The organism is Kitasatospora sp. NPDC114501 (genome assembly GCF_055633695.1).
Map to the genome: position 1 here is coordinate 153130 of NZ_JBVKDS010000015.1, position 15531 is coordinate 168660.

Sequence of the window (15531 nt, forward strand, 5' to 3'; positions counted from 1 at the left end):
ACCCCGGCCCCGCTGCGCAGGTCAGGTCACGTCAGGTCAGGTCAGCGGACGGTAGAACGGTTGGTCCGGGGCGAAGTTGTGGGAGTGCACCGTGACGTCCTCGCCCCGGAGGTACGCCAGCAGCCAGTCGCCGAAGGCCAGCTCGTCGTAGGGGACGTACTCCAGGGTGTCCGTCTCCAGGACGCCCACGCCCCAGGGTGCCGACGGCTCGTCCGGGACGCGCAGGAAGACGAACTCGCCGGTGGTGGCGGTGGCGATCGGCAGCAGTTCCCCGGGGGCCGAGCCGGCCGGGCCGGGGAGGAACTCCGCGTCGTCCTCGTCGCGCCAGTGCTCGATCCACTCCCGGATCTTCTCGCCCAGGTTCCGGATCGGGTGGCCGGGGTGGTCCAGGTACAGCTGCTTGTTGATCTCCACCGGGCCGTAGGCGTCGGCGAACTCCCGGAAGTCGGCGGGGAGGGAGACCCCGAGCTCCTGCTCCAACCGCGTCCATGGGGCGGGGTCGGACCAGTGGAACCGGGGTTCCCCCAGGAGCGCCTTGATCTCGTCGAGTGTCGCCATTTCGTTCCCCTCGTGCGTGGACCCGGGCGAAGACTACGGTCCGCCGCCGACACGCGAGGTCTCCAGGGGCGCCCCGTCAGCCCCGGGGCCAGGGGCGGCCGTCGAGGCGTTCGATGCCGACGTTGAAGCGGCGCAGGTACTCCGCGAAGCCGGCGATGTCCTCCTCCGGCCAGTCGACCATCACCAGGTTCAGCGCCCGGACGTGCGCCTCGCGTTCGCCGGCCAGGCGGCGCCGGCCCTCCTCGGTCAGGCGGAACTTGCGGGCGATGCCGCCGTCCGGGTCCGGGATGCGTTCGAGGAGGCCCGCGCTCTTCAGGGCCGCCGTCTGACGGTTCAGGGTGGAGACGTCCAGGCCGAAGGCGTCGCTGAGCTGCCCGATCGACATGGGCCCCTGGGCCTCGACCCGGCTGAGCAGGATGTAGGCGCCGCGTTCGAGCTGGCTGCCCTCGGGGCGGCGGTCGTCGACCTGGCTGAGGTCGCGGTGCCGGGCGAACACCAGGAATTCGAGGGCGACCTCGTGTGTGGGGCTGGCCATGTCGAAGTCCCTTCATCACCGCGTTGACCTGCGGGTTCTTCGTCGATCACGTCCAGTATGCCAGAGATGTGCACCTCCCACAGAATGTGCGCGATGCACATCATGTGTAGCCTGATCAGAGTGTGCTATCCGCACATCATGTGCGAAGTGCACGCTCTCGCTTTCCCCGACCCGCCCGAGGAGGCCCGCCATCAACGGCCCCGCCCCCACCGCCCGCACCGGTCCGATCGTGGCGACGCTCGCCTTCACCGGCACCGTCGCCGCGATCATGCAGACCCTGGTCACCCCGCTGATCAGCGAACTCCCGCAACTCCTGCACACCACCGCGTCCAACGCCTCCTGGGTCATCACCGCGACCCTGCTCTCCGCCGCCGTCTTCGTCCCGATCAGCGGCCGCCTCGGCGACCTCCTGGGCAAGCGGACGATGCTCATCGCCTCCTGCGTGCCGCTCCTGCTCGGCTCGGTGCTGTGCGCGGTGGCCGACTCGGTGGTGCCGATGATCGCCGGCCGGGCGCTCCAGGGCATGGGCATGGGCCTGGTGCCGATCGGCATCAGCCTGCTGCGCGACGTCCTGCCGCCCGAGCGGCTCGGCTCGGCGATCGCGCTGGTCAGCGCCTCCATGGGGATCGGCGGCGGCCTCGGCCTGCCGATCGCGGCCGGCGTCGCCGACTACGCCAGCTGGCGGGTGCTGTTCTGGGGCACCGCCGTGCTGGCCGTCGTCATCATCGGCATGCTCTGGACCGTCGTCCCGGCCCCCGCCGCCACCGGCCACCGCCCCACCGGCGGCCGCTTCGACTTCGTCGGCGCGATCGGCCTGAGCGTCGGCCTGGTCTGCCTGCTGCTGCCCGTCTCCAAGGGCGGCGACTGGGGTTGGAGCAGCACCCGGACGCTCGGCCTGTTCACCGCCTCCGCCGCGATCCTGATGGTCTGGGCCCGCTGGGAACTGCGGGTCGGCGACCCGCTGGTGGACCTGCGGGTCACCGCGCGCCCGCGGGTGCTGCTGACCAACGCCGCCTCCGTCCTGGTCGGCTTCGGCATGTACGCCCAGGCGCTGATCGTGCCGCAGCTGCTCCAGCTGCCGGAGGCCACCGGCTACGGGTTGGGGCAGTCCATGCTGGCGATGGGCCTGTGGATGGCGCCCGGCGGGCTGATGATGATGGTGGTCTCCCCGCTGGGCGGCAAGCTGTCGGGCGCGCGCGGACCGAAGTTCACCCTGGTCGCCGGGGCACTGACGATCGCCGTCGGGTACGGGCTGGCGCTGCCGCTGATGGGCTCCACCTGGGGCGTGCTGATCGTGACGATCGTCTGCAACAGCGGCGTGGGCCTGGCCTACGGCGCGATGCCCGCGCTGATCATGAGTGCGGTGCCGCTGTCCGCGACGGCCTCGGCGAACAGCTTCAACACCCTGATGCGCTCGCTGGGCACCTCGGTGTCCGCGGCCGTGATGGGCGTGGTGCTGTCGCAGATGACTGTCTCCCTGGGCGGGCACGCCCTGCCGTCGGAGGGCGGCTTCCGGGTCGGCCTGGTGATCGGCTGCGCCGTCGCGCTGCTCGCGGCCGCCGTCGCCGCCGTCATCCCCGCGCCGCCGGCTCCCCAGCTGCGGGCCGTTTCGGCCCCGGCGGACACCGAGGCCGCCGAGCCGACCACCGCCTGAACCCTGCCGAGCCCGCCCCGGGCGCGCGCCGCGCTCCGTGCGCTTCGCGCGTTCCGTGCGCGCCCGGGGTGCCGGCCGGTGCTACCGGAACGCCGGCAGGTTGCGCTCGACCCAGGCCCGGAAGGGCGCGGCCGGGCGGTGCAGCACGGTCGCCACGTCCGGGCTGACCGCCCGCTCGGCCGGGAGCGGGAGGCCGAGGACGTCCAGGGTCCCGGAAATCACCTGCTCGGGCATGAACCGCGCCAAGTGGGCGTGGGCCTGCTCCCGGGACAGCTCGACGAAGGCCACCTCCTCGCCCAGGGCCTCGGCGATGACCTCGGCCTGCCGGCGCGGCCCGATCGCCTCGGGCCCGGTCAGCTCGTACGTGCGGCCGCCGTGCCCGTCCTCGCGCAGCACGGCCGCGGCCACCGCCGCGATGTCCGCCGGGTCGACGACGGGCAGCGCCACCTCGCCGAACGGCGCGAAGACCGTCCGCTCCGTACGGACCGTCTCGGCCCAGGCGAAGGCGTTGGAGGCGAAGCCGCCGGGGCGCAGGACGGTGAACTCCCGTCCGGAGGTGCGGACGGCGGCCTCGAACTCGCGCAGCCGGGCGTGCGAGGGCGCGTCCGGCCGGGTGGCGCTGACCTGCGAGGACACCAGGACGATCCGGCTCACCCCGGCGTCCGCGACCGTCTTCAGCAGGGCGTCCGGGCTCTCGCCGTGGCTGTTGAGCTCGCCGCCCAGCAGGACGAACAGTGCGCGGGACCCTTCGAGCGCCGGGCGCAGGCCCACGGCGTCGCCGAGCCCGCCCTGAGCCCAGCGGACCCCGGCCGCCGCCGGCTGGGCGGGCTGCGGCTGCCGGGACACGGCCACCACCTGCTCGCCCGCCCCGGCCAGCAGCTCCACCAGCGTCCGCCCGATGTTTCCGGTCGCGCCCGTCACCGTGATCATTTCCGCCCCTTGGGTGTAGTGAGTTAGTTGGCTGACTGAGAAAGACCGTAGCCCCCTCCGCGGGTCGCTGTCTATAGTCAGTCGGGTGACTGACTCAGGGAACCGGCGCACAGCGGCGTCGCAGAAGCGCCGACGGCTCACCGCGGCGGCGGCCCGGGTGCTGCACGAGCAGGGCGTCGAGCGCACCACCCTCGCCGACATCGCGCGCGAGGCGGACGTCCCGGTCGGGAACGTCTACTACTACTTCAAGACCAAGGACGAGCTGGTCCGCGCCGCCCTCGCCGAGCACAGCGCGCACCTGGACGAGCTCACCGCCGGGCTGGAGCGGTTGTCCGACCCGCTGGACCGGCTCAAGGCGCTGGTCGAGGCCTGGGTCGGCCGGCGCGACACCGCCGCCCGGCGCGGCTGCCCGACCGGCACCCTGGCCGTCGAACTCGACAAGCGTGCCGACGGGGACCTCGACGCGGAGGCCGGCGCGGTGATCCGGCGGCTGCTCGACTGGGCCGCGGGCCAGTTCCGCGAGCTGGGCCTGCCCGACCCTGACGGCCTGGCCCTCACCCTGGTCGCCGGGTACCAGGGCATGTCCCTCCTCGCCAACGCGCTGCGCGACCCGGAGGTCATGACCCGCGAAGGGGGCCGGCTGCTGCGCTGGCTCGACTCCCTGCGGGACGCGTAAGTCGCCTACCGGGCAGGCCCCGTAGGCCTGGCGGGCCCGGTGGGTTCGCGGTCGCCGAGCATCCGGTGGGCGAGCAGGCGGAGCCCCGCCTCGATGCGTTCGGGGGAGACGCCCCGGTCGCGGTGGTGGCGGTACAGCTCCGGTGCGAGCGGTGCGAGCAACTGGTCGGCGAGCAGGTCCGGGTCCTCGGCCCCGGCCGCCGCGGCCAGCATCCGGACGTGCGCGCGCCAGAAGCCGTAGGCGCCGGTGGCCAGTCGGGCCGGGCCGGTCTCCGCGCCGAGCAGCAGGTGGGAGTGGCGCTCCAGCAGGTGGACCATCGCCGCGTAGAAGGCGCTCAGCCGCTCGGCCGGGGTGGCCGCCGGCTCCGGGCCCAGCGGGCCCTCCCCGCGCAGCAGTTGCTCCTGGATCTCGTGCTCGTGGGCGTCCAGCAGGGCGCGGGCGATCGAGGCGCGGTCGGGATAGCGGCGGTAGAGCGTGCCGCGGCCGACGCCGGCCGCCCGGGCGATGTCCTCCATGGTCACCGTGGACGGGTCGCGGGTCGTGAACAGCTGCTCGGCCGCCCGGAGCACCTTGAGGCGGTTGCGGGCGGCGTCGGCGCGTTCGGCTGGTGGCATGGGCCGATCCTAACAAGTGGACGCTGTGTCCACTTGAGGGCTAGCATCGGCACCAGTCAAGTGGACGCCGTGTCCGCTTACGGTTTCCGGGGGCACCGTCATGCCGCAACTCCTCCACCTCGACGCCAGCGCCCGCCGCGGCTCGTTCTCCCGTCGGATCGGCGCGGCCTTCGCCCAGGCCTGGCGCGCCGAAGCGCCGCAGGGCGGCTACACCTACCGCGACCTCGCGGCCGAGCCGGTGCCGCCGATCGGCGAGGCCTGGACGACGATCTGCGACACCATGCTCCGCGAGGGCATCCTCGAGCCCGACCGCTACCGCGAGGCGGTCCGCACCGACGCCGAGCGCGCCGCCTGGGCCGTCCTCGGACCGCTGCTCGCCGAACTGCTCGCCGCCGACGTCGTCCTGATCGGGGCGCCGATGTACAACTTCGGCGTCCCGGCCCAGCTCAAGCTCTGGATCGACCAGGTCACCTTCCCGCGGATGGACCTGCGGCCGAGGCGCTTCGTGGTCGCCTCCGCCCAGGGCGGCTCCTACCGGCCGGGCATGCCGCGCGAGCCCTTCGACCACCAGGAGCGCTACCTGCTGGACTTCTTCCGCGGGCACTACGCCGTCGAGGACACCCTGGTCATCGGCGCCGAACTGGCGAACGCGACCGTCGACCCCACGCTGGCCGAACGGCTCCCGCAGCACGAGAAGTCGCTGGCCACCGCCCTCGCGCAGGCCGCCGAGGCCGGGCGGCGGCTGGCGCGCGAGGCGTCGGGGGCGGGCGGGGAGTCCGGACCGGGCGAGGCGTCCGGGGCGGGCGGGGTGCGCGCCGGCGGGCGGGGGTGAGGCGGCCGTGTCCTGGCTCGTCCTGCTCGCCGCCGGGCTGGTCGAGGTCGTCTGGTCGCAGAGCATCAAGCCGACCGACGGCTTCACCCGCCCCGGCCCCACCGCGCTCTGCGTCCTGCTCGGCGCGCTCTCCGTCTATCTGCTGTCGCGGGCGATGCGCGACCTGCCGGCCGGGCTCGCCTACGCGATGTTCACCGGCATCGGCACGGTCGGCGCGATCACGCTCGGGACCGTCCTGCGGCACGAGTCGCTCGGTGCGGGCCGGGCGGCCGCGCTGGCGCTGATCGTGGCCGGGCTCGTCCTCGCCCGCCTCACCGCCGCGGACTGAGAGCCGCGCCAGCCCCGCCGCCGCTCTGCCGGGCCGCGCTCAGCCCCGCCGCGGCCCGACCGTCGCCGCGAGCGCGCCCGGCAGTTCGGCGCAGGCCGCTCGGAGTCGCCGTACGAGGTCCGCGCGGGTGTGCCCGGACGGCTGCGCCACCCAGCCGTCCATCGCCTGGTGGAACGCGGCGACCAGCATGTCCACCGCCAGCCGGGTGCGCAGCGCGGCGCCCGTCCCGGGGCCGTCGAGGGTGAACCGGCGGTCGACCGCCGCGACCGCCTCCCGGGTCGTCCGTTCGCAGAAGGCCAGCCCGTGGGCGTCCATCGAGGGCGTCCGGGCGGCCAGCCGGCGGCTCGCCAGGGCGCGTTCGGCCCAGCCGTCGGCCGGCATCCGGTCGACCGCCTCGGCGAGCGTCTCCTCCAGGACGGCCATCAGCCGGCCGTCGTCCGGCGGGCGGCTCTCCAGCACCTCCAGGAACGTCGCCCACAGGTCCTGGGTGGGGGCCATCGCGACGTCCTCCTTGCTGGTGAACGCGCGGAAGAAGGTCCGCTTGGAGACCTCGACGGCCTCGCACAGCCGGTCCAGCGTCACCCCGTCGAAGCCGTGCTCGCCGAACAGCTCCAGGGCGGTGTCGATCAGCGCCTGACGGGTGCGCAGCTTCTTGCGTTCGCGCAGCGGGAGCTTGGCGTCCGGGGCGCCGGGGGCCTGTTCGGCGCCCCGCTGCGGTGCCGTGGCGGTGGCCTTCTCGGGAGTCATCGCGCTCAGTCTAGTGGGAGCCACTATGCCACCTGTAGGCTTATGCCACTCAGTGGCAGAACCTTGGGGAGGATCCTCCATGCGCGCACTCCTGGTCGACCGCTCGGCCCCCGGCGGCCTGCGTCTCGGTACGGCTCCGGACCCCGAACCGGCGCCCCATCAGGCGCTGGTCCGGGTCACCGCGACCTCGCTCAACTACGGCGAGGTCGCCTTCGGCCTCGACATGGCCCCCGACGGCACCGTCCTCGGCTGGGACGCCGCCGGAATCGTGGAACGCGCCGCCGCCGACGGCTCCGGCCCCGCCGCGGGGACCCCGGTGGTCACCCTGATGCCCGCCGGCGGCTGGGCCGAACTGCGGGCGGTGGACACCGGGTTGATCGGCGCCGCACCCGCCGGGGCCGACCTGGCCGCCCTCGCCACCATCCCGGTCGCCGCCGCCAGCGCCCTGCGCGCGCTGCACCGCATCGGCCCGCTGCTCGGCCGCAGCGTCCTGGTCACCGGCGCCACCGGCGGCGTCGGCCGCTACGCCGTCCAGCTCGCCCGGGCGGCCGGCGCCCACGTCGTGGCGTCCACCGGCTCGCCCGACCGGAACGGCGAACTGCTGCACCGGCTCGGCGCCCACGAGGTCGTCGCCTCGCCGAAGGAGGCCGCCGGACCGGTCGACGGCGTGGTCGACGTCGTCGGCGGCCCCCAACTGGTCGAGGCCTACCAGGCGTTGGGGCCGGGCGGCACCCTGGTCGCCACCGGCCACAGCTCCGGGCAGGGCGAGGACTTCGCGTTCGGCACCCTCTTCGGCGACGCGGACCGGCACGACCGCTCGGTGGTCTCCTTCTACCTGCTCGGCTGCACCGGCCTCGGCCGGGACCTCGGCTGGCTCGCCCACCGGGTGGCGGCGGGCGAGCTGGACCCGGGCATCACCTGGCGCGGCGACTGGGACGACGCGGCCGAGGCGGTCGACGCCCTGCTCGGACGGCGGCTGCACGGCAAGGCGGTGCTGACCATCGGGGGCTGAGGCCGCCCGGCGCGGACCCGTCCGTGTCCCTGCGGGGCCGCCCCGGCGCGGCCCCGCCCACTCGGACGGGTCAGGAGCTGTCGCTGTGGAGCGGGATGTTGCCAAGCATGGGGACGTACGGGCCCCTCGGCCGCCCCGCCCCGACCAGGAGAGGGATCCTCGGTGCGTGAACTCCACAGTCCCCCCAGCCACGGCCGACCCAGCCACCGTCCACTGCCCGGCCGCGCCCCGGGCGGTGAGCGGCGACCGGGCCGGAGGTGGACGCCGCAGCGCACCGTCGCGCTGATCGTGGCGGCGTCCGGCGCCCTCGTGCTCGCCGCCTGCGGCAGCAGCTCGTCGGGCACGGCGGCCTCGCCCACGGCCACCCCGCCCAACGCGGGCGCCTTCTCCGGCGAGCCGCCCTCCGCCGTCGCCTCCGCCGCGGAATCGCTGCTGGCCTCGGCGTCCGCCGCGGCGGCCTCGGCCTCGGAGGCCTCCGCGGCGGCCACCGCCTCCAACGCCGCGGCGGCGTCCGCCTTCGAGGCGTCCGTCTCGGCACAGCAGGCGATGACGAGGGAGAAGGCCGCCTCGGCGCTCAGCGGGGTGACGGACGGCGGCAACGCGCTGAACGACATCACCATCACCGGCATCGCGCGGCAGAACACCGGCGGCCTGCACGCGGTGGTCGTCACCATCCGGAACCGGGGGACCGCCGCCGCCTCCTACGCCGTCCAGGTCGACTTCACCGACACCAGCGGCAGGACCGTGGACAGCTCCGTCGTCGGCGCCGAGAACGTCCCGGCGAACGGCAAGGCCCAGCCCGTCGCCTTCAGCCGGCAGCCGGCCGACATGACCCTGCTGCCCGTGGTGGTCAAGGCCGTCCGCTACTGACGCCCCGCCGAGGCGAGTTCGAACCCAGGGCCCTGACGGAAGTCCGCCGCGTGATCCCGCACCCAGCAGCGGACGTCGCGCGGCGGACGCCCGAGCACCCGGCGCACGGTGTCGGTCACCCGCTCCGGTTCGCGCGTGAACGACTCCCAGGCGCGCAGCCGGGCCGCCACGAGCGCCGCGTTCCCCCAGGCGGCCGTCAGCTGCTCGCGGGCCGTCTCCACCGGCAGTTCCTCCCAGCGCACCGCGACGCCCAGCTCCTCGCCGATGATCCCGGCCAGCTCGGCGTGCGAGAGCGACTCCGGGCCGGTGACCACGTACTTGGCCCCGTCGTGCCCGTCCTCCGTGAGCGCCCGCACCACGACGTCCGCGATGTCCCGCTCGTGCACCAGCGAGCGCCGCGCCCGCCCGTACGGCCAGCGGACCACGCCCTCCCGCACCTGGTCCGCCCAGGCCAGCAGGTTGCCCGCGAAGTCGATCGCCCGGACGAAGGTCCAGCTCAGGCCCGACCGCCGGATCAGCCGCTCGACCTCCTGGTGGAAGATCACGGCGGGCTCGTCGTCGGCGAGGTCCGCCACGTCCGCCGACAGGTAGACGACCCGCTCGGCGTGCCGGGCGATCAGCTCCACGACCCGGGGCTGCACCGGCAGCCCGGGCCACATCAGGTACACCGCCTCCACCCCGCCGGCCAGCGCCGGTTCCAGGCTCCCGGGCACCGTCAGGTCGCCCTGGACGGCCTGGACGCCGGCGGGCAGCCGGGCCCTCGCCGCGTCCCGGACCAACGCCCGCACCTCGTGGCCGCCTTCGGCCAGTGAGGCCGTGACGTGCCTGCCCACGCTGCCGGTTGCGCCGATCACCAGGATCTTGGTCATGCCCGGCCCAACGCCGATCGGTCGGCGGCTATGCCCCGGCTGCTACCAGCCCGGCTGCACCGGGCCGACGGCCGTCAGCCCGACCCGCCGGGCCAGCCACCCGGCGCGGGCTACGTCGCCCGCGCGGAAGTGGATGAACAGCGTGTGGTCGTCCGCGGGCTGGTCGAAGTGGACGTTGCCGCTGTTGAGGGCGATCTGGACGCCGGCGTCCTTGGCGCGGAGGTCCAGGCCGAGTTCGGGAACGGCGGGCCAGGCGAAGCCGCTCCAGGACAGTGAGGCGGGGGAGGAGCCGAGGAGGCCGAGGAAACGGTCCTCGATCGACCCGACGGGCTGCTCGTCCAGCTGGAACGAGAACGGGGCCAGTCCGTCGACCCGGGAGTCGCCTGCGGCCGGCAGCCACCGGGCCTCGTCGTACCCGGTGCCGTGGCCGGCGGCGCCCGGGTACACGTGGTCGGGGTAGCTCTCGAAGAGCCGCCGGGCCTCCGCCGCCGTGAGCCCGTCCGCGTACGCGTTCACCTCCGCCGAGCGGTGGTGCGCGGTGATGTCCAGCAGCCGCCGGGCGGCGTCGTAGGCGACCCACCGGTTGGGGGTGCGCAGGACCGGCAGGACGTTCGAGGTGCTCATGGCGGGGAGTCAAACAGACCGGGCCCGGACGGGCGCGCGGGTTTCCGGCCGCCCGGAACCGCGTTCCCGGGTTACGTCACGCCGGAGCCGGGTTACGTGACGCCGTCGGCCCGTTCCCGCTGGCGGCTCCGGTAGGCGCGGGAGCGGCAGCGCGGTGAGCAGTAGCGCGGTGGGCGGCCGCCCGGGCGCTGGCCGGCGGGGGAGGGGGCGGGCGCCGTCAGCGGGCCGCCGCACGCGGGGCAGGCCGCCGCCGGCGCGGCCTCCCCGGCCTCGGCGGCGGGGGCGGCGGGCGCCGGGTGCGAGGTCAGGCCCAGCCGTTCCGCGACCACGCCGGCCTGGAAGCGGCTCTGGGCGCCGAGACTGTCCAGCAGTTCGGACACGTGGCGGCGGCAGGTGCGCAGGGAGATGCCGAGGCGGCGGGCGACGGACTCGTCCTTGAGGCCCTTCGCGAGCAGCACCAGGATGCTCTGCTTCATCGTCTTGGTGACGTCGTGCGCGGCCTGCGGGCCGGTGGCGAACGGGGTCGCGTTCTCCCAGTCCCGCTCGAAGACCGCCAGCAGGTAGGAGAGCAGGTCCGGCTCCCGGATGATCAGCGCACCGCCGGAACTGGCGGGCAGCAGGGCCAGCGAGCCGTCCACGATGATCAGCTGCGGCAGCACCTCCGGCAGCGTCCGGATCTCGGCGCCCGCCCCGATGAGCTGCTCCGCGTGCACCCGGGTGGGCTGGTCGAAGCGGGTCGCGTGCTGGTAGAGGCTCCGCATCCGGATCCCCCGGTCGAGCAGCGCGAGGTCGCGCGGCAGCGCCTCGCGCAGCGCGGCCGGGGGGAACGACCCGCCGTGCTTGGAGACCAGCACCTCGCTGCGACAGGAGTCGATCACGTCGGCGAGCAGTGAGCGCACCGCGAACTTGTCCGGCAGGCGGTCGATGGTGCCCTGGGGGAAGGCGTGCTGGCGGGCCTGGAGGTAGACGGGCACCAGCGCCGCGAGGCCGTCGCGCTGCTGCTGGATGAGCCGCCGCTGCTCGCGCAGGGCCTCCTCCCGGGCGCGGAGGGCGGTGTCGCGCGCGGAGAGCAGCTGCGCGGTCGCGGCCTGGGGGCTGACGGGCTGCCAGGCGATCGGGGCGCCTTCCGTGGGGGCGCCGGCCGTCGGGGCTTCGGGTGCGGGCAGTTCCTGGAAGAGGCAGGCCACGGTGAGCTGCCGGACGGCCGCCTCGCACTCCGGCAGGCTCAGGCCGGTCTCCGACGCGGCCTGGGCGAGGGTCGCCGGGGTGAGGCGCTCGTGCGCGACCGTCCACCGGTAGAGCGTGACGGCCGCGCTGTCGAGTGCGGGTACGTCGGCGGTCGGGTCGGGGCCGGTCCCGGGGTCCATCGCATGCCTCCTCAAGCTGCCAGGCAGGCTCATGATCCCTTGTGGGGGATGCCGTGGCCATCCGCCGACTGGCAGGGTGGCGATCACGGGCCGGGCGATGCCGCGGGAACTGCGGAAACGCCCGAAACGTGTGGAACTGTCCCCGAAGTGATGGGAGTTGTCGTCATGCGAGGAATCGTGACGCGGACCCTGGCCGCGGTCGCGCTGGGTGCCGCCGCCTGGTTGGGCGGGGTGGCCCCGGCCGGCGCCTCCGTGTTCGACGGTGCGACGCTGACGGACTCCACCGTCGCCACCGGGCACAACTGCATCCAGACGACGGCCTGGGGCGACGCCTGGTGCCCGGCCAAGCCGCTGAGCTGACGCGTCGTCGCCGGTGACGCCCGACCCTCATCCCTCCTCGAAAGGCAGCCTGTCATGCACATGGCCCTGAAGCGTTCGATCCGTACCGCCCCCACCGCCACCGGCCGGGCCGGCTCCGCCCCTGCCGCCTCCGCTGCCAAGGTGGCGAGCCCGGCCGGTCGCTGAACCCCGGCGAGTAGCGCGCCCTGCACGGGAAGTCGGCCGAGTCGACTTCCCGTGCAGGGCGCGTTGCCGTTCCTGGCCCGTCTGCCCGCCGGGCGCCTCGCCCCGGGCTCCGGGCGCCGGGCTCAGGGTTCAGCCGCCGACGCGCACCACGTACTTGCCGGTCGCCCGGCCCTCCTGCATGGCGTCGTGGGCGGCCGGGACGGCGTCCAGGCCGGGCAGCTCGGTGACCGGCAGCTCCAGGCCGCCGCCGGCGAGGAGGTCGAGGACCCGGCGGATGGCGCGGGCCAGGCGCTCGGGGGCGGTGGCGGCCAGGCCGCGGTGGCTGAAGCCGGTGACGGTCAGGTTGCCCGCCATCAGGCGGCTGAGCGGGGGCAGGTCGGCGACGGCCCCGCCGCTCGCGTTGCCGAACAGCACGATCCGCGCGCCGGGCGCCGCCACGGCCAGGTCGAGGTCGAGGGCCGCGGTGCCCAGCGGGTCGAGCACCAGGTCGACGCCCCGGCCGCCGGTGGCGGCGCGTACGGCCTCGGCCGTGTCGTCGCCCCGGGCGAAGGCGTGCTGGTAGCCGGAGGCGACCGCCGCCGCGGCCTTCTCCGCCCGGCCGACCGTGCCGATCAGCCGGCCGCCGCCGAGCAGCGGGACCAGCCGGGCGACGGCGTTGCCGATCCCGCCGCCCGCCGAGTGGACCAGCACGGTGTCCCCGGCGGTGAAGCGGCCGGCGTCGGTCAGCAGCAGGAGCGAGGTGGCCAGGCCCAGCGGGACGGCGGCAGCCTCGCGCAGCGCCACCCCGTCGGGCAGCGGCACGGTGAGCGCGGCCTCCGCGAGCACCACCTCGGCCAGTCCGGCACCGACCGGCGCGGCGACCACACGGTCGCCCACCGCCAGGCCGGTGACGCCCGCGCCGAGCTCGCGGACCGTACCGGACACCTCCTTGCCGGGCCGGTAGGGCCAGTCGGCGGCGTACGCGGCGTCGCCGCGGCGGGTCATCACGTCCACGAAGTTCAGCCCGGCGTGGGCGACGTCGATCGCCACCTGCCCCGGTCCGGGGTGCGGTGCGGCGATCTCCTGGACCTGCGAGTTCTCGGATCCACCGGGTGCGGTCATCACCAGTGCGCGCATGTCGGGCCCCCTCGGCTACGATGTTCGACGAACGACGAAATTGGTGCGGGGCAAGTGGTACCACGCCTTTTCCATGGATGTCGAACATCGCAGATCAGGGAGGTCGAACCATGCCTCGCAGCACCCGCCGCCGACCGGCGCTCGCGCACCCCGAGACCGAGGAGATCGACCTCTTCGACGTCCTGCACGCGCTCGCCGACCCCACCCGGATGACCATCGTGCGCATCCTGCGCACCGAGGCCGAGCGGGCCTGCGGCACCTTCCCGGTGGACGTCGCGCCCTCCACCCTGAGCCACCACTTCAAGGTGCTGCGCGAGTCCGGCCTGATCAGTCAGCGCGAGGAGGCCAACCGGCGCTTCTCCGCCCTGCGCACGGTCGACCTGGAGCGGCGCTTCCCCGGCCTGCTCGACACCGTCCTCGCCGCCCACGCCCGGACGGTGGGCGAGTAGGCCCGCAAGCCCGCAAGCCTGTAGGCCTGTAGCTCTGTAGGCCCGTAAGCCGGTAGGCCCGGGCGGGCTCAACGCCGGTGCCAGACCGCCCAGTTCTGCTGGGCGTCGAACCGCTCGACGTACCAGTCGGCGGGGTGGTCGGGCCAGTACGCCTCCGGCGGCCGCCCCGCCTCGGGCAGCGGGAGGACCATGACGTTCGCCTCCGCCGGGACGGGCTGCCAGCGCGGATCGCGGAACCAGACCCGCCCCCGGTAGACCTCGAAGGTCTGGGCGGCCCGCAGCGACCAGTCGACGTCCCACGCGAACACCACGTTGTCGTCCTGGCCGATCCCGGAGGCGCGGGTGAAGCCCGTCGCCAGGCCCTCCCGCCCCGTCGAGTGCGGCCGGGCGACCTGCGCGGTGATCGTCACGGTCGCGAAGGCGGCGAACAGCGCCAGCGAGACGCCGAGCGCCCCGAGCACCCGGCGGCCCCCGGCGCCGCGCACCAGGACCGCCCCGCCGAGCACCACCAGCGCGGCGGCGGAGGCGCGGGGCATGTCGAGCCGGCCCCAGTCGGAGGCCAGGAACGAGACGTCGGGCAGGCTCCACGGGATGAAGTTCGACGTGCTCAGCTCCGCGCCGGCCGACAGCGCCACGCCCACGGCGAGCAGCGCGACGAGCCCGGCCGTCACCGCCGCCGCCCGGCGCAGCGCGCGGCGCCCGTACCCGGCGAGCACCGCGACGCCCGTCACGAAGGCCGCCGGGACGAGGCAGGAGGTGTAGCGGGCGTACACCCAGTCGTCGACCCGGCCGTCCGGCGGCAGCGTGGCGGCGGAGGCCAGTGCCGTGCCGAACAGCAGCGCCACCAGGACGCCGCCGGTGATCCGTGACGCCCGCGGCAGGCGGCGGTCGAACAGCGCGTGCAGGCAGGCGACGACGGCGAGTCCGCCGACGCCCCAGGTGGAGGTGATGAAGTACCAGGTCTGACCGGCGGTGCGGGCGAGGGTCCGCCCGGCGAGCGCCGGATCGGTCAGGCCCTGCCAGAGGAGGCCGCCGACCGCGCTGTCCTGGACGGTGAACCGCGCGTGCAGCCAGGCGGCCAGCAGCTCGGCGCCGAGCACGCCGAGGCCGAGCGCCGCGAGCCCCGCCGCCGTGGCGCGCCACGGCGCGCGGCGCAGCACCAGTACGCCGAGCAGGACGGCGGCGGTCAGCGCGACCACCACGCCGCCGCGGTCGTGCACCGCCATCGCGTAGCCGGCCGACGCACCCGCCCCGACGGCGTGCCAGGTGCGGCGCCGCGGCGGGCCGTCGGCGAGCCAGCCGTGCAGGCAGAGCAGCCAGGCGAGCACCAGGACGGGCAGGACGGCGTCGGTCATCGCGAACTGCGAGTAGAAGACCACCGGCGGCAGCAGCGCGGTCGCGGCGCCGAAGAGGAGGGCCGGTCGGCGGTCCAGGCCGAGGCGGCGCAGTGCGACGTAGGCGAGCGGGAGGACCAGCGCGTTGACGGCGGCGTTGACGCCCATGACCAGGTGGTAGGCGGTCACCGGATCGTCGGCCAGCCGCAGCGCGGGGGAGATCAGTAGCGGGTAGCCGCCGGGGACGACCACGCCGACCGGGATCTCGGTCGCCGTACCGCCGGCCAGCACGCGGGCCAGGGCGAGGTAGGAGCCCTCGTCGGGGTGGACGGACGGGAAGCTCATCTGCCGGACGAGGGCGAGCCGGAACAGCAGCTCGGCGAGGTATCCGGCGAGCAGGACGACGGCGGGCCGGGTGGCGGCCGTCCGGATCGCCGTGCTGATCGCCGTGCGGATCGTCGTGCGGGGCGGCATGGAGGTGTCCCCTTCGG

18 protein-coding genes are annotated in these 15531 nt (G+C 74.9%); 8 read left to right on the plus strand and 10 right to left on the minus strand.

Annotated elements, in window-relative coordinates; all coding sequences use genetic code 11:
- Positions 1-36 precede the first annotated feature (36 nt).
- Positions 37-558: an SMI1/KNR4 family protein gene (locus tag ACZ7RU_RS26950; RefSeq protein ID WP_470343540.1), complete on the minus strand. Its 522-nt coding sequence runs from the start codon at positions 556-558 to the stop codon at positions 37-39.
- 76 nt (positions 559-634) lie between these two features.
- Positions 635-1093, minus strand: a complete 459-nt coding sequence (locus tag ACZ7RU_RS26955) for a MarR family winged helix-turn-helix transcriptional regulator (protein ID WP_470343541.1) — start codon at positions 1091-1093, stop codon at positions 635-637.
- Positions 1094-1283: 190 nt separating this feature from the next.
- Here ACZ7RU_RS26955 and ACZ7RU_RS26960 point away from each other — a divergent pair, with 190 nt between their 5' ends.
- The gene (locus tag ACZ7RU_RS26960) at positions 1284-2747 is read left to right on the plus strand and encodes an MFS transporter (protein WP_470343639.1); all 1464 of its coding nucleotides are present in this window, start codon (positions 1284-1286) and stop codon (positions 2745-2747) included.
- 81 nt (positions 2748-2828) lie between these two features.
- Here the strand turns inward: ACZ7RU_RS26960 and ACZ7RU_RS26965 are convergent, their stop codons facing one another.
- The gene (locus ACZ7RU_RS26965) at positions 2829-3677 is read right to left on the minus strand and encodes an SDR family oxidoreductase (RefSeq protein ID WP_470343542.1); all 849 of its coding nucleotides are present in this window, start codon (positions 3675-3677) and stop codon (positions 2829-2831) included.
- A gap of 85 nt (positions 3678-3762) precedes the next feature.
- On the opposite strand from ACZ7RU_RS26965, the gene ACZ7RU_RS26970 reads away from it, so the two are divergent.
- Positions 3763-4353, plus strand: coding sequence for a TetR/AcrR family transcriptional regulator (locus ACZ7RU_RS26970; RefSeq protein WP_470343543.1), 591 nt, complete (start codon positions 3763-3765; stop codon positions 4351-4353).
- A 5-nt stretch (positions 4354-4358) separates the two neighbouring features.
- Here the strand turns inward: ACZ7RU_RS26970 and ACZ7RU_RS26975 are convergent, their stop codons facing one another.
- On the minus strand, positions 4359-4967 hold the full coding sequence (locus ACZ7RU_RS26975; RefSeq protein WP_470343544.1) for a TetR/AcrR family transcriptional regulator: 609 nt from the start codon (positions 4965-4967) through the stop codon (positions 4359-4361).
- 100 nt (positions 4968-5067) lie between these two features.
- Between ACZ7RU_RS26975 and ACZ7RU_RS26980 the strand changes: the two genes are divergently transcribed.
- Both ACZ7RU_RS26980 and ACZ7RU_RS26985 read left to right on the plus strand, forming a co-directional pair.
- Positions 5068-5799, plus strand: a complete 732-nt coding sequence (locus tag ACZ7RU_RS26980; protein ID WP_470343545.1) for an FMN-dependent NADH-azoreductase — start codon at positions 5068-5070, stop codon at positions 5797-5799.
- Positions 5800-5806: 7 nt separating this feature from the next.
- Positions 5807-6127, plus strand: coding sequence for a DMT family transporter (locus tag ACZ7RU_RS26985; RefSeq protein WP_387756960.1), 321 nt, complete (start codon positions 5807-5809; stop codon positions 6125-6127).
- A 39-nt stretch (positions 6128-6166) separates the two neighbouring features.
- Here ACZ7RU_RS26985 and ACZ7RU_RS26990 read toward each other — a convergent pair whose 3' ends face one another.
- Positions 6167-6874, minus strand: a complete 708-nt coding sequence (locus ACZ7RU_RS26990) for a TetR/AcrR family transcriptional regulator (RefSeq protein WP_470343546.1) — start codon at positions 6872-6874, stop codon at positions 6167-6169.
- A 79-nt stretch (positions 6875-6953) separates the two neighbouring features.
- Between ACZ7RU_RS26990 and ACZ7RU_RS26995 the strand changes: the two genes are divergently transcribed.
- Positions 6954-7886, plus strand: coding sequence for a zinc-binding dehydrogenase (locus tag ACZ7RU_RS26995; RefSeq protein WP_470343547.1), 933 nt, complete (start codon positions 6954-6956; stop codon positions 7884-7886).
- A gap of 162 nt (positions 7887-8048) precedes the next feature.
- Positions 8049-8756: a hypothetical protein gene (locus ACZ7RU_RS27000; RefSeq protein WP_470343548.1), complete on the plus strand. Its 708-nt coding sequence runs from the start codon at positions 8049-8051 to the stop codon at positions 8754-8756.
- Here ACZ7RU_RS27000 and ACZ7RU_RS27005 read toward each other — a convergent pair.
- The 3 genes from ACZ7RU_RS27005 to ACZ7RU_RS27015 form a co-directional block, all read right to left on the minus strand.
- Complete coding sequence (locus tag ACZ7RU_RS27005) at positions 8750-9625, minus strand: SDR family oxidoreductase (RefSeq protein WP_470343549.1); 876 nt, start codon at positions 9623-9625, stop codon at positions 8750-8752. The two genes, ACZ7RU_RS27000 and ACZ7RU_RS27005, sit on opposite strands and share 7 nt — an antisense overlap.
- 42 nt (positions 9626-9667) lie before the next feature.
- The gene (locus ACZ7RU_RS27010; protein ID WP_470343550.1) at positions 9668-10249 is read right to left on the minus strand and encodes a hypothetical protein; all 582 of its coding nucleotides are present in this window, start codon (positions 10247-10249) and stop codon (positions 9668-9670) included.
- A gap of 92 nt (positions 10250-10341) precedes the next feature.
- The gene (locus ACZ7RU_RS27015; protein ID WP_470343551.1) at positions 10342-11616 is read right to left on the minus strand and encodes a helix-turn-helix transcriptional regulator; all 1275 of its coding nucleotides are present in this window, start codon (positions 11614-11616) and stop codon (positions 10342-10344) included.
- Positions 11617-11781: 165 nt separating this feature from the next.
- On the opposite strand from ACZ7RU_RS27015, the gene ACZ7RU_RS27020 reads away from it, so the two are divergent.
- A complete protein-coding gene (locus tag ACZ7RU_RS27020; protein ID WP_470343552.1) occupies positions 11782-11976 on the plus strand; it encodes a hypothetical protein in 195 nt (64 codons plus the stop codon).
- 294 nt (positions 11977-12270) lie between these two features.
- Here ACZ7RU_RS27020 and ACZ7RU_RS27025 read toward each other — a convergent pair whose 3' ends face one another.
- The gene (locus ACZ7RU_RS27025) at positions 12271-13257 is read right to left on the minus strand and encodes a quinone oxidoreductase family protein (protein WP_470343553.1); all 987 of its coding nucleotides are present in this window, start codon (positions 13255-13257) and stop codon (positions 12271-12273) included.
- A gap of 110 nt (positions 13258-13367) precedes the next feature.
- On the opposite strand from ACZ7RU_RS27025, the gene ACZ7RU_RS27030 reads away from it, so the two are divergent.
- Entirely contained in the window at positions 13368-13706 is a 339-nt protein-coding gene (locus ACZ7RU_RS27030) for an ArsR/SmtB family transcription factor (RefSeq protein WP_470343554.1), read from the plus strand.
- Between the two features lie 68 nt (positions 13707-13774).
- On the opposite strand, the gene ACZ7RU_RS27035 is transcribed toward ACZ7RU_RS27030, so the two are convergent.
- Positions 13775-15514 carry a phospholipid carrier-dependent glycosyltransferase gene (locus ACZ7RU_RS27035; protein WP_470343555.1) on the minus strand — a complete coding sequence of 580 codons (1740 nt, stop codon included), beginning with the start codon at positions 15512-15514 and terminating at the stop codon, positions 13775-13777.
- Positions 15515-15531 lie beyond the last annotated feature (17 nt).